The following is a 13,080-nucleotide window of genomic DNA, read 5'->3' as shown; positions in this document are numbered from 1 at the left end:
CAGGCCGGACGGGGAAAGAAACCGAGGCCCTTCCCGTGGGCGCTAGCCGCTTCGGCTCGCGCCTTCGGCGCGGAGCAGATCGCGCGTTGTGCGGTTGGCTTCGGTTAGGCGACTGAGGTGTAGCGGCCTTGGAATCGGACTAGGGGTGGGTTGCCGGTGCTGTGCTGGATCTCCACCGGTTCGCCGACCAACGCCACGTGATCCCCCACCGCGATCCGCCGGGCGGTCCGGCACCGCAGGCGCAAGGGGGCATCCAACAAGTGGGGCACACCGTCCACATCGGACTCCCAGCGGGTGGCTGGTCCGAAGCGGTCCGAGCCTGTGCGGGCGAACAGGTCCGACAACTCCGTCTGACCGGCGTGCAGCAGGTGTACCGCGAACAACGGTGAGGTACGCAGGACCGGCCACGCCGAGGCGCCCTCCGCGATCCATACCACCACCATCGGGGGGTGCAGGCTCGCCGAGGTGAAAGAGCTGACAGTGACACCCACCGGGCCGTCCGGGCCAGTCGCGGTGACGATGCCGACAGCCTGGGGGAAGTCGCGCAAAGCAGTGCGGAGGTCGGTCATCGGGTCGCCACCGCCGGGGCTGCGAACCAGCCGGACTCGGCGAGTTGTTCGCCCAGTTCGGTGATGAGCACGGTCTGGTCGGCCGTGAGAGCAGCTTCGTTGACGAACAAGCCCTTGCCCGGCACGGAAGCACCCAGCTCGGCCAGCAGCGGCTTCAAGTGCACCTCCACCGCCAAAGCGTGCTTGTCCGCCGCCGCCACCAGCAACGGCACGGCAGTCTTGCCGCGTAGCCAACCCCCGGGAGCCTGGTCCAGCACGGACTTCAGCAAACCGGTGTAGGTGGCCTTGTACGTCGGCGAGGCGACCACGAGCACGTCGGCTGTCGACAGGTTGTCCAAAGCAGCACGTACGGCGGTCGAGCCTGGTGTGAAGACTTCAAGGGCCAGGTCGGCCGCGTCGACCAAAGGGCCGTTGGGGGTGACCTCCTCGCCCCGTAGCCGCAGTGCGTGGCTGACCGCCTCGCGCAGGGCCAGTGCCGCGTTCAGGGTTCGGGACGCGGGACGGGGGTTGCCGACGAGTGTGCCGACGACGAGTGGCTGCGTCATGGGTTCGAGCATCCAGCGTCGTCGGCACCCCATCAAGGTGGTCCACGGTGCGGGATCAGCTCACGGACGACAGGACTTTCTGGATCCTGGTGGCGATCCGGTCGTTGTCGGTGGGTGCGAGGCTGAGCCAGCCGTCCTCGTGCACCATCAGGTAGCGGCCCTGGTTCGTGTCGAACCACGTGATGAGCGTGCCGGACCGGGTGGGGCGGTGGCCGCCGCCGGTGCTGACGCCGAATTGGCCGCCGGCCACGCGGTTCGCGGCCAGTTCGCCGACCATCGCCGCGTCGTCGCGGGAGAGGCCCGCCTTCTGCAACGCGGTGCGGTCGTCGAGTTCCTGGCCGCCCCACGGGTCGTCGTCCTCGTCGTCGCCGTCCTCCTGTTGGAGGGCTACGGCCGCGTTGAGGGTTTCCAGGCGCAGGGACAAGGCTGTGCCGGGGCCGGCCGTGCCGTCGGGGAGCACCTCGACGATGGACCGGGCCAGCGCGGTCGGGCGGATCTCCACCAAGCCCACCTGGCCGCTGTCGATCACCGCCAGGACCGCCCGCGTGCCGTCGGACGCGGCCACCGCGCGCACCGGCCGGTCGATCTGGGCGACGGCGTCCACGGACAGGTGGTGTTCGGCCAGCAGTCGCAGCAGGTCGGTCAGGCGCGGGCTGGGCTCGCCGTACTCCGCCAGCACCTTCGCCTTCAGCTCCGCCCGTTCGGCCTCGGTCGCACCGCCGCTGGGGACGTCCAGCGGGTAGGGCAGCCGGCCCAGGCCCAGGTCGTGCCACAGCACGTCCAGTTGGACCGGCGTGAGCAGGAACTCGGCCTCGATCACGCCTCGCCGCCCTTCTTCTTCGGCTTCGCGCCGCCGATCACCGAGGGCGGCAGGTTCTCGCCGGGCACCTCGAAGATGTCCTCACCGCGCAGGTACGCGGCGGAGCGGTGTTCCTTGTCCTCGTCGCCCTGGCCGCCGCCGGGGGCGCCACCCATCGGTGCACCGCCCATCGGTGCGCCGGCCATGCCACCGGGACCGCCGGGCATCGGCCCGAACCCGCCGGGCATGGGGCCGCGCTGGCCGACGACACCGGTCGAGCCACCGGCCGCGAGCTGGCCGCCGGGGCCGAGTGCACCGCCGCCGCCACCGGAACCGGTCGGGCCGAAGCCGCCGCCCCCGAAGCCACCGGGCATCCCACCGGGCATACCGGGACGACCGCCGGGGCCACCGGGACCGCCGCCGGGACCGCCGGGGCCACCGCCAGGACCGCCACCGGGGGGTGGGGTGCCGGGGGAGCCGGCGGGGACGTAGGGCGGGAACTTGCCGGGAGCCTGCGGCACGACGGTGCCGGGAGGTGCCGGCCGGTACGGCGGGGGCTGCTGCTTGCCACCAGTGGACGTGGGCGGCACGTAGGACGGGGGCACGTACGACGGCGGGGTCTGGCCAGTGGACTGCGGAGGCGTGTACGCGGGCGGCGTGTACTTGTTCGCCACCGGCACCTGGGCTGCCGCCGCGGCGGCCGTGGTGCCCTCGGGGCGGTAGGACGCGGCCGGCGCGAGGGGCGTGCCGGAACCGCCATAGGAACCGCTGCCGTACGAACCGGCCCCGGCCGGGGTGCTCGGCGGCGTGTACGCGGGTGCGGCCGGAGCCGACGCCACCGACGCGGCCTGGGTCGTGCCGCCGCCGCCACCGCCGCTGGGCGCCACGGCGGGCTGGGCGTCGCTGAGCGTGGGTGCGCTCTGCGTCGCCATCAGCATCGCGGGCGGCTCCTCGACCCGGCCGGTCACCGGGTTGTACGGCGGCGTGAAGCGGGGTGTGGTCTGGTCGACCGCGCGCGACTCGTTCTCCATCGTCGTCATCACGGTCACGGCGTGCTCGTGCAGGGCGCGGGCCTGGTCGTTGGCGGCCTGCACGTCCGCCGCCGAGGTGACCAGGCCCTGGATGCCGCCCTGCGTGAACGTGCCGGTCGCCTGGTCCCAGGAGAAGTTCACTGGTTCGGGCATCGACGCCCGCGCGTTCTCCATGATCACGCTCTGGTCCTGCACCCGCTTGCCCACCTCGACGGCGGTCGCGGCGGTCTGCGTGACCCACTCGGCGAGCTTCTTCACCGCCGCCCGCGCGCCGTCGGCCGCGTCGCCGGTCCAGCCGCTCTCCGACGCCGCCACGCGCTCGGTGATCACCCGCGCGGACTCGGTCAGCTCGGCGCCGAACTGGCCCCACTCCGCGCCGATCTCGCCGGTCTGGCCGGGGTCGTTGTTGTTGTGCACCGCCTCGTAGAGCTCGCGGTGGGACCGGGACGCCCAGTTCTGGGCGTCGGTGAGCACCAGGTCGATCTCCTGCTGGTCGGCCATGATCGCCCTCTCACTCGCCGCTCAGGCGGGTCAGTTCGGAGCCGTGCTCCTCGTCGATCGCCTCGAAGTTGCGGATCGCGCTGTTCACGGAGTCGTGGGTCTGCTGGAGCACGTCGCGGTAGGCCGTCATCACCGACACGAACGACATCGGGTCGCCCTCGGCGCGGGCCTCGAACTTCGCCGCCATCCGGTCGCCGACCGGGTTCGCGCCCAGCGGCGCGGGACGGGCCAGGCGGCCCGCGCGCTCGAGCCAGGAGTCGACCTGGTCGATCTGCTCGACCAGCATGCGGCGCAGCTCCTCGCCGGTGGCCGGGTCGAGCGTCACCCGCCCGGAGTTCACCGACTCCGACAGCGCGAGGACCTTGGCCCCCACCGGGGGCTCTTCCGGATTCCCTGGCTCGGCGATGTACATCGTGAATCCCTCGCGAAGGCAGCCTGCTGGACGGAACACAGACTCCCCGCGCACGCCAACGCGGGCCCAACGTCGCGCCAATGCGGGCTTCCGGAAGGGGCCGACCACTGTGGGAAACTCTGCGATTACAGGCTGCCGATGCTGAAAGGTCTTCAGGATGCGGGTGAACCTGCTCGGGCCGGTTGAGCTGGTTTCCGCTGGTGGAGAACCCGTCCGGCTCGGCGCGGCCAAGCGCCGGACCGTCCTGGCCGCGTTGGCGCTGGAGCTCAACCGGGTCGTCTCCGGTGACCGCCTGCTGTCGCTGGTGTGGGACGGCTCACCGCCGCCGCAGGCCAAAGCCGCACTTCAGGGACATATCGCCCAACTGAGGAAGGTCCTGTCCGACGGCGTGGCGCTTCTCACGCGCGCGCCCGGCTACGTGCTGACCGGCGACCGGGCCGCGGTGGACGTGTTCCGGTTCGAGGACCTGGTGTCCTCCGCGCGCGACGCGACCGACGAGACCGCCGTGGACCGGCTGACCGAGGCGCTGGCGCTGTGGCGCGGGCCGGTGCTCGCCGACGTGCCGGGCGACCGGGTGCGGGAGGCGGTGTCGGCGCGGCTGGAGGAGCTGCGGCTGGTCGCCGTGCAGGAGCTGGCCACCCGGCTGTTCCGGCTGCACCGCGCGGCGGACGCGGTCGGCGAGCTGCGCGAGGCGGTGGCGGCGCACCCGCTGCGGGAGCCGCTGGTGGCGCGGCTGGTGCTGGCGCTGCACTGGACCGGTCGCCAGGCCGAGGCGCTGGAGGTCTTCCACCGCACCCGCGAGCGGCTGGCCGAGGAGCTGGGCGTCGACCCGGGGCCGGAGCTGCGCGACGCCTACCAGACCGTGCTGGCCGGCGACACCGCGCCCAAACGGGTGGAACGCGGTCCCGCGCCCGCCCAGCTGCCCCGCGAGCACCGGGGTTTCGTCGGCCGGGAGCCGGAGCTGGCCGACCTCGCCGACCGGCTCGGCGGCGACTCCGCCATCGGGCTGCTGGTCGGCCCGGCCGGGGTGGGCAAGACGGCGCTGGCGCTGCGCTGGGCGCACCGCGTGGCGGCTGACTTCCCGGACGGGCAGCTGTTCGTCAACCTGCGCGGGTTCGACGAGACCGAGCCGCTGGACCCGCGGGCCGCGCTGGTCGGGTTCCTGCGCGCGCTGGGCCTGGCCGACGCGCAGATCGCCGTGGAGCTGGAGGACCAGGCCGCGCAGTACCGGTCGCTGCTGGCCGGGCGGCGGGTGCTGGTGTTCCTGGACAACGCCCGCTCCGCCGAGCAGGTCCGGCCGCTGCTGCCCGGGTCCGCCGGGTGCCAGGTCCTGGTCACCAGCAGGCACCGGCTGGACGACCTCGTGGTCACCGAGGGCGCGTCGGCGCTGCACGTCCAGACGCTGCCCGCGAGCAACGCCGAGGACCTGCTGGCGGCGGCCCTGGGCCGGGCGCGCATCGACGCCGAACCCGACGCCGTGGCCGAGCTGGTCGAGCTGTGCGACCGGCTGCCGCTCGCGCTGCGCATCGCGGGCGCCCGACTGGCGTCCAGACCCCGGTGGACCGTCCAGTCCCTGGTCGACGAGCTGCGCGACGAGCAGCACCGGCTGTCCGCGCTGGAACTGCCCGAGGCCGGGCGGGGCGTGCACGCGGCCCTCGCGGTGAGCTACCGGGAACTGCCCGAGGGCGCGGCGAGGTTGTTGCGGCGCCTGGGGTTGCACCCGGGGACCGACCTGGACAGCTACGCCGCCGCCGCGCTGCTGGACATCAACGTGGTCAGCGCCCGCACCCACCTGCGCACCCTGGCCTACGCCAACCTGCTGCACGAGTCCACACCCGACCGGTACTCGCGGCACGACCTGGTGCGCCTGTTCACCCACCAGCTCGCGGTCGGCGAGTCCGAAGTGGACGGCGCGATGGAACGGCTGCTGGACTACTACCTGTTCGTCGCCGACACCGCCCGCACGCACCTGTCCGACCACGTGCGCCCGTTCCGCCCGCCCGAGCACCGGCCGGCCAGTCACCCGGAGCTGTCCTCGCACGCGGCGGCGCTGGACTGGTTCACGCTGGAAGAGGCCAACCTCGGCCTCGCGCTGGACGTCGCCCTGCTCGGCGGCCACCTCGAACGGGCCTGGCAGCTCGCGCTGTGCCTGGACGCGTTCCACTTCCGGCGCGGCAACCGCGTGGACCGGTTGGCGTTGTGCCGCATCGGTTCCGAGGCCGCACGGGCGCTGGGCGACGCGCACGCGGAGGCGACCTTCCTGCTGCGCCTGGGTTCCACGCTGGCCGACCTGGGCCGGCTGACCGAGGCGGTCGAGTCGTGCACGCGGGCGGCGGAGCTGGCCCGGGGCGACCGCGACCTGGAACTGGCGGCCCTGGCCAACCTCGGCTACTGCCTGATGGCCGACGACCGGCTGGACCGCGCGCAGGAGACCATCCTGGAGGCGCTGGAGGTGGCGCGCGAGGTCGGCGACACGCGGTCGCAGGCCAGCGTGCAGAACAACCTCGCGAACGTGTTGCTGCGCAAGCAACTCCCGGAGGAGGCGCTGCGCCACGCCACGGAGGCGCTGAGCCTGTTCACCTCGGCGGCCCCGTCCAAGGCGCACACCGCGACCCTGCACACGGTGGGCGCCGCGTCCCAGCAGCTGGGGCGGTTGGACGAGGCCTTGGAGTACTACCGCGCCGGGTTGGAGCTCGCGGAGCGGTTGGGCGACCGGTACCAGGAGGCGTTGTGCCACCGGGCGATCGGGGACGTGCTGGAGCAGTCGGTCGGCGCGGACGCGGCCACGCCGCACTGGCTGACCGCGTTGCGCCTGTACCGGGACCTGCGGTTGGAGGACGCCGACGACCTCGCGGCCAAACTGGACCCGAGCGTGGCCGTCGGCTGAACGGGTTCGATCGGGCTCGATCAGGCGAACTGGCCGGCCTGGTAGCTGCCCGCGGGCTGGCGCACGAGCACGTTGACCCGGTTGAACGCGTTGATCACGGCGATGGTCGCGACCAGCGCGGCCAACTGGTTCTCGTCGTAGTGCTTGGCGGCGTTCTCCCACACCTCGTCCGACACGCCACCGGCGGCGTCGGCGATGCGCGTGCCCTCCTCGGTCAGTTCCAGCGCGGCGCGCTCGGCCTCGGTGAACACGGTGGCCTCCCGCCAGGCGGCGACCATGTTGAGGCGCAACGGGTCCTCACCCGCCGCGATGGCGTCCTTGTAGTGCATGTCGGTGCAGAAGCCGCAGCCGTTGATCTGGCTGGCGCGCAACAGCATGAGCTCGTGGGTGGGCTTGGGCACCCCGGTGTCCGCGACCGACTTGCCGGCCGCGACCAGGTGCTTGAGGAACTTGGCGGTGGTCTGGTTGGTGAACAGGTTCAGACGGGCGTCCATGTCGGTGCGCTCCTCGCTCGTGTGGTGATCTACACAGCGAAGACGGGAACGCCGTGGGAGATGTGACAACCTGTCGGTGTGGCGTGCGCCACCCGCTGGGGAAGGGATTTGTCGAGGGATGAGCTACTACACCGGTTCGACGGGTGAGATCAGCGCGCTGTGGCGCCCGGTCGCGGACGTCGAGACGATCGACCGGCCCACGTCGCAGGCGCGGCTGGTCGCGCCGGGCAGCACGACGCAGGGCCAGTTCGGGTTGTTCGAGTGGAACATGGCGCCGCGGGCGGGCGGGCCGTCGGCGCACTTCCACAAGACGTTCTCGGAGTCCTTCTACGTGACTTCCGGGACCGTGCGGCTGTTCAACGGCGAGAAGTGGGTCGAGGCCGGCGCGGGCGACTTCCTGTACGTGCCGGAGGGCGGCATCCACGCCTTCCGCAACGACAGCGACGAGGCCGCGTCGATGCTGATCCTGTTCGCGCCGGGGGCGCCGCGGGAGGAGTACTTCCGGGAATTGGCGGAGATCGGCGATTCCGGGCGGCAGTTGTCGGCGGAGGAGTGGACCGAGCTGTACGCGCGGCACGACCAGTACCAGGCGCCGGGGGTCTGAGTCCCGGCGGCCGGGCCGGATCGGGTCAGCGGCGCAGGGCGCGGTAGCGCTTGAGCAGGGCGGTGATCCGGGTGGGGTCGGCGGTGGTGTTCAGCTCGGCGACCAGGTCGTCGGGGCACAGCTCGTAGTGGTCGCCCCACCACCGCCGGGCCTTGTTGTCCCAGATCCGGTAACCGCCGGGCACGCCGCGCGCCACGTACCGCCGCTTCGCCAACCGACCCTCCCTCGCCGTCGTTCGCCCGGCCTCCGGCCCCCGACACCATTCTCCCACCGGGGTACGACAATTCCGCGTTCGTGAGAGTGGTCGGGAATCGTGGGGACTTGCGAGAACGGCGCGTGAGCCGGAACACCGCGAGCCGGAACACCCCGCGAGTCGGTGTCCGGGCACGGGTCGCCGCACGTGGGGGAAAGCGTGCGGCGGGCGTGTCCGTGACCGCCGCACGCGGGGGGAGCGTGCGGCTGACTCGCGGGGTGTTTCCGGGGGCCGCCGGCCGTTCGGTGGGGGGAGATCCGTTCGGCCGACGGCGGCCGGGCTGCGCGGGCGCTCCTGTGACGCCTCGGGGAGAGGACCTGCCTGCGCCCGAGGGGGTGTTGGCGCTGGTGGTGTCCTGACGTCCGGGCGGCATCCGCGAGCCGACCACAACTAGAACGAGTCAGGTCCGTAAGGTGTTCCCCAGGTGTCCAGGGTCACCCCTCCTCGCGCAGCGACGACATCCGCGACTCCGCCGCGGCGAGCTTCTCGCGGGCCGCGGAGGCCTTCCGACGTGCGCGTTCGGCCTTCGCGGCGGCCTCGTGCTCGGCCTGCTGGGCACGCCTGAGCTCGGTGCGGAGCTGCTCGGTGCGCTCCTGGTGGGCCGTCAGGGCCGTCTCCGCCTCGGCCAGGGCCGCCTCGGCGTCGCGGGCGGCGGACTTCGCGGCCTTGATGTCGTCGCGGGCCTTCGACAGCTCCCGTTCGCGCTTCTTCTCGCGGCGGGGCGCCAGGTCGTCCCGGCCGGCGGGTGCGGGGACGGCGGTCTCCGAGAGGGGGCCGAAGCCGGACTGCTCGACCGGCTTCACCAAGCGCCCGGCGCGGATGCGGGCGGCGAGGACCGCGTCGGCCAGGGCCGCGGTCAGCGTGGTCCGGACCTGCTGCACGGCGTCCGGACCGAGGGGTGTGCCGGCGTCGCGCGCCAGGTCCTCGGCGAGCCGCACCAGGGCGCCGACCACCACCCGCCGGCGCCCGCTCAGCTCGCGCAGGACGCTGCCCTTCAGCTGCTCCTGCGCCGTCCGCAGCTGCTCGCCCAGCGCGAGCGCCTGGGCGTACTCCGCCGCGTACTGCCGGGCCAACTGGTTGAGCGCCCACGCGGACAGCGTCGGCTTGCGCAGTGCGGCCACCTGCTTGGCCAACGCCTTGTCCCCGCGGTCGCCCGCCTGCTTGGCGGCGGCGTCCCGGGCCGCGACGAACTCGGCCGGCGGCAGGGCGTACAGCTCGTCGGCTATCCGGTCGATCGGCGTCGGGTCCACGATGTCGACCAGTGTGCTCGCCATCGCGTTGATGTGCGATTTGTTACCGATTCACCGCGGTGTCGGGGGATTCACCGTTGACACTGGTTGACATTCGGTCCGGTCGGCTCTTGACTGGGGGCAGCGCACCGGTTTCGCACTGGTGCGGCACTTCTCGCGTGTTCGCGCAATCCACCGTTCAGTCCAATGTGGACCTGTTCTTTGCGCTGTTCGCACGATTGCCCGGCGGGACCCGGAAGGATGTGCTTGCGCCAATCTTTCCCCACGAAGGGTTTGCGCCGTGATCAACTCAGGAAGTCGGTGGAGACACCGCACCAGTGCGGCCTTGCTGGCCGCCGTACTGGGCACGACTGGGTTCGGCTTCGCCGCCGCTCCGGCCGTAGCGCAGGAGGCGCCAAACGCGCCTGCTCCCGCCGACAAGCAGCTCGACAAGCAGGACCGCGAACGCCTGGCCCAGGCCGAAGCCAACGGCCAGGACAACGTCACCCTGCTGGTCGCCGCCGAAGAGGGCAAGTTGGACGCCGCGGCCAACGACCTCAAGGCGCTCGGTGGTGTCGTCGAGTCCACTGAACGCGATGTCGAGTACCTGAAGGTCTCCGTCCCGCGCGACAACGCCGAGAAGGCCGCGAAGCTGGCCTCGGTCAACGCCGTGGACGTCGACGGCCTGGTGGCGCTGGACAACCCGCGCCCCGAGGGCTCCACGAACCCGTTGCCGCAGAAGGCGCCGGACGCGCGGACGTCCGAGAAGAACCCGTACATGCCGATCCAGGACACCAAGGCGGCGCAGTTCACCGACGAGAAGCCCGAATGGGACGGTCGGGGCACCACCATCGCCATCCTGGACAGCGGCGTCGACCTGGACCACCCGGCGCTGGCCACCACGTCCACCGACGAGCGCAAGATCGTCGACTGGTACAACGCCAACGCCACCAACTCCGGTGACGGCACCTGGATCAAGGTCGCGGGCCGCTACAACGGCTCCTTCACCCCCGTCGCCGGCGGCGCGACCTACCAGGCTCCCGCGACCGGCGGCCCCTTCAGCTTCGGCCTCTTCAGCGAGACCGCGGGCGACCTGGGCCTGGCCAACAGCGAGACCGGCGGTGACATCAACCGCGACGGCGACCGCACGGACACCTTCGGCGTCCTCCAGGACGTCACCACCAAGGAAGTCCGCGTGGACGTGGACGGTGACGGCGACTTCACCGAGCACGGCGCGATGATCGACTACAAGTACAAGAAGGACGTCGGCCACTTCGGCGCGGACAACCCGGCCACGCCGGTGCTGGACACCGTCGCCTTCGTCGTCCAGACCGACAAGTCGGTCTACGACAACGCCGGCCAGGCGTACGTCAACCTCGGCATCGCGGCGGCGGCCCACGGCACGCACGTCGCGGGCATCACCGCCGCGAACGAGATGTTCGGCGGTCGGATGACCGGCGCGGCGCCCGGCGCCAAGCTGATGGCGATCAAGGTCTGCCTGTCCACCCCGTCCTGCACCTCGTCCGGTCTGATCGACGGCGTCCTGTACGCGGCCCGCAACGGCGCCGACGTCATGAACATCTCGATCGGCGGCCTGCCGGCGCTCAACGACGGCAACAACGCGCGGGCGGAGCTCTACAACCGCACCATCGCCGAGTACAACGTCCAGATCTTCATCTCGGCGGGCAACAGCGGCGCGGGCGCGAACACGGTCGGCGACCCGTCGGTGGCCACCGACGCGATCTCCGTCGGCTCCTACATCACCAGCGCGACCTGGCTGTCCAACTACGGCTCGGTCACCGCGCAGAAGGAGGGCCTGCACGGCTTCTCCTCCCGCGGCCCGCGCGAGGACGGCGGCTTCAAGCCGAACATCGTCGCGCCCGGCTCGGCGATCTCCACCACGCCGCAGTGGCAGGCCCCCGGCCCGGTCGCGGGCACGTACGCCCTCCCGGCCGGCTACGCCATGTTCAACGGCACGTCGATGGCCGCCCCGCAGGCGACGGGCGCCGCCGCGCTGCTCGTCGGCGCGTACAAGGACGAGCACGACGGCCAGCGTCCCCCGGTGAAGGAACTGCGCGACGCCATCCACTCCGGCGCGCGCTGGGTGACCACGCTCAAGGCCTACGAGCAGGGCGCGGGTCTGTTCGACACCAAGAAGGCGTGGGCGCAGCTCGCCGCGCACCCGAACACCCAGAAGGTCACCACCTCGGTGACCGTCAGCACCGCGCTGTCGGCGCTGCTGAACCCGGCCAACACCGGCGTCGGCATCCACGACCGCGAGGGCGTGCAGGCCGGCAAGGAGTACACCCGCACCTACACCCTGACCCGCACCACGGGTCCCGAGGGCAACCAGGTGTTCTCCGTGCGCTGGCAGGGCAACGACGGCACCTTCTCGTCGAAGTCCTCGGTCAGCCTCCCGCTGAACACGCCGGTCAAGCTCGACGTCAAGGTCAAGCCGACCTCGACGGGCGTGCACTCGGCCGTGCTGAAGCTGGACAACCCGGCCACCGTCGGCATCGACACGATGACCCTGAACACGGTCTTCGCGGCCGAGCAGTTCTCCTGGGACAACAAGTTCGCGGTGAGCAAGTCCGGTTCCGTGGCCCGCAACCAGACCCAGAGCTTCTGGGTCAACGTGCCCGCCGGCACCAGCGCGCTGAAGGTCGACATGGTCGGCGGCGGCGCCGAGGCCGGCAAGGGCCAGGTCCGCTTCCTGCGCTACGACCCGTACGGCGTGCCGAACGACACGACGTCGTCGACCAACTGCTACAACCCCGACGCGGGCGCGGGCTGCGCCGGCGGCTCCCCGACGAGCCGCACGATCAGCAACCCGATCCCCGGCGTGTGGGAGCTCGTGGTCGAGGCCCGCCGCACGTCCGACGCCGACACCGCCCCGTACACGCTGACCGCGTCCGTCCTGGGCACCTCGGTCTCGCCGAACCCCGACACCATCGCCTCGGCGACCCCCGGCGTCGGCATCGACCGCACCTGGACGGTGACCAACTCCCTGGCCACCTTCAACGGCAAGCTGGCCGGCGGCGCGTTCGGCAGCGCCAAGATCGCCCGCCCGTCCATCGCCCACGCCGCCCTCCAGACCTACGACGTGATCGTGCCCGCCGGCACCACGTCCCTGAGGGCGACCATCGGCAAGCCCGGCGACATCGCCGCCGACCTCGACCTGTTCGTCTACAACTGCACCTCCGGCACCTGCGTGATCGCCGGCCAGCAGGCAGACGGCGACTCGGAGGAGTCGGTGACCATCGCCAACCCGGCGGCAGGCCGCTGGCAGATCGCGGTAGACAGCTACGACGTGCCGGCCGGCACGACGGAGTACGACTACATCGACGTCTACGCCGCCCCGGGCCTGGGCACCATCACCACGACGGACACCAACGCCGACCGCACAGCCGGCACCACGTGGACCGTCTCGGGCGTAGTCACCGCGTCGGCCCCGGCCGGCGAGGGCCGCGTCCTGCGCGGCGAACTGACCGTCCTGACCGCCGAGGGCGCCGTTGTCGGCCGCGGCGCGGTGATCGTCCAGAACGTCGCCTGACCCACACAAGTAAGCAAGCAAGCACGAAGGGCCGCTCCTGGGACACCGGGGGCGGCCCTCCGCTTTCACCAAGGTCGCCGGCACTCGCCGGCAGGGCGCGCCACACGCCCGCAGGGCGCGCCACCTCGCCCGCAGGGCGCGCGCTTTTCGAAGGGCTCGCGCAGCAGACCTCCCAACTTGGGCTTCTTCCGTCATCCCCGTAT

Annotated in this window: 11 protein-coding genes; 3 read left to right on the top strand and 8 right to left on the bottom strand. The window is 72.0% G+C overall.

What is annotated here, in order from left to right; genetic code table 11:
- Nucleotides 1-104 precede the first annotated feature (104 nt).
- The 5 genes from WBN91_RS36360 to WBN91_RS36340 are packed head-to-tail and all read right to left on the bottom strand — an operon-like array spanning nt 105 to nt 3,857.
- The gene (locus WBN91_RS36360) at nt 105-569 is read right to left on the bottom strand and encodes a flavin reductase family protein (protein WP_337728830.1); all 465 of its coding nucleotides are present in this window, start codon (nt 567-569) and stop codon (nt 105-107) included.
- Complete coding sequence (locus WBN91_RS36355; RefSeq protein ID WP_337728829.1) at nt 566-1,114, bottom strand: NADPH-dependent FMN reductase; 549 nt, start codon at nt 1,112-1,114, stop codon at nt 566-568. Before WBN91_RS36355 ends, WBN91_RS36360 begins: the two co-directional genes overlap by 4 nt.
- Nucleotides 1,115-1,169: 55 nt before the next feature.
- On the bottom strand, nt 1,170-1,934 hold the full coding sequence (locus WBN91_RS36350; protein ID WP_337728828.1) for an ESX secretion-associated protein EspG: 765 nt from the start codon (nt 1,932-1,934) through the stop codon (nt 1,170-1,172).
- Nucleotides 1,931-3,445 (bottom strand): PPE domain-containing protein, encoded by a 1,515-nt coding sequence (locus tag WBN91_RS36345; protein ID WP_337728827.1) that lies wholly within the window; start codon nt 3,443-3,445, stop codon nt 1,931-1,933. Before WBN91_RS36345 ends, WBN91_RS36350 begins: the two co-directional genes overlap by 4 nt.
- 10 nt (nt 3,446-3,455) lie before the next feature.
- Nucleotides 3,456-3,857, bottom strand: coding sequence for a hypothetical protein (locus WBN91_RS36340; protein ID WP_337728826.1), 402 nt, complete (start codon nt 3,855-3,857; stop codon nt 3,456-3,458).
- 157 nt (nt 3,858-4,014) lie between these two features.
- Between WBN91_RS36340 and WBN91_RS36335 the strand changes: the two genes are divergently transcribed.
- Nucleotides 4,015-6,744, top strand: a complete 2,730-nt coding sequence (locus WBN91_RS36335) for an AfsR/SARP family transcriptional regulator (protein WP_337728825.1) — start codon at nt 4,015-4,017, stop codon at nt 6,742-6,744.
- A 20-nt stretch (nt 6,745-6,764) separates the two neighbouring features.
- Here WBN91_RS36335 and WBN91_RS36330 read toward each other — a convergent pair whose 3' ends face one another.
- Entirely contained in the window at nt 6,765-7,238 is a 474-nt protein-coding gene (locus WBN91_RS36330; protein WP_337728824.1) for a carboxymuconolactone decarboxylase family protein, read from the bottom strand.
- A 118-nt stretch (nt 7,239-7,356) separates the two neighbouring features.
- On the opposite strand from WBN91_RS36330, the gene WBN91_RS36325 reads away from it, so the two are divergent.
- Complete coding sequence (locus WBN91_RS36325) at nt 7,357-7,842, top strand: cupin domain-containing protein (RefSeq protein WP_337728823.1); 486 nt, start codon at nt 7,357-7,359, stop codon at nt 7,840-7,842.
- Nucleotides 7,843-7,867: 25 nt separating this feature from the next.
- On the opposite strand, the gene WBN91_RS36320 is transcribed toward WBN91_RS36325, so the two are convergent.
- On the bottom strand, nt 7,868-8,056 hold the full coding sequence (locus WBN91_RS36320; RefSeq protein WP_337728822.1) for a hypothetical protein: 189 nt from the start codon (nt 8,054-8,056) through the stop codon (nt 7,868-7,870).
- Between the two features lie 473 nt (nt 8,057-8,529).
- The gene (locus tag WBN91_RS36315) at nt 8,530-9,369 is read right to left on the bottom strand and encodes a hypothetical protein (protein WP_337728821.1); all 840 of its coding nucleotides are present in this window, start codon (nt 9,367-9,369) and stop codon (nt 8,530-8,532) included.
- A 256-nt stretch (nt 9,370-9,625) separates the two neighbouring features.
- On the opposite strand from WBN91_RS36315, the gene WBN91_RS36310 reads away from it, so the two are divergent.
- Nucleotides 9,626-12,877, top strand: a complete 3,252-nt coding sequence (locus WBN91_RS36310; protein ID WP_337728820.1) for a S8 family serine peptidase — start codon at nt 9,626-9,628, stop codon at nt 12,875-12,877.
- Nucleotides 12,878-13,080: the final 203 nt, after the last annotated feature.

This window comes from Saccharothrix sp. CCNWYY140 (assembly GCF_037401995.1).
GTDB lineage: Bacteria > Actinomycetota > Actinomycetes > Mycobacteriales > Pseudonocardiaceae > Actinosynnema.
The sequence above is the reverse complement of the archived record's forward strand: the minus strand, read 5'-3'. Positions and strand labels throughout refer to the sequence as shown.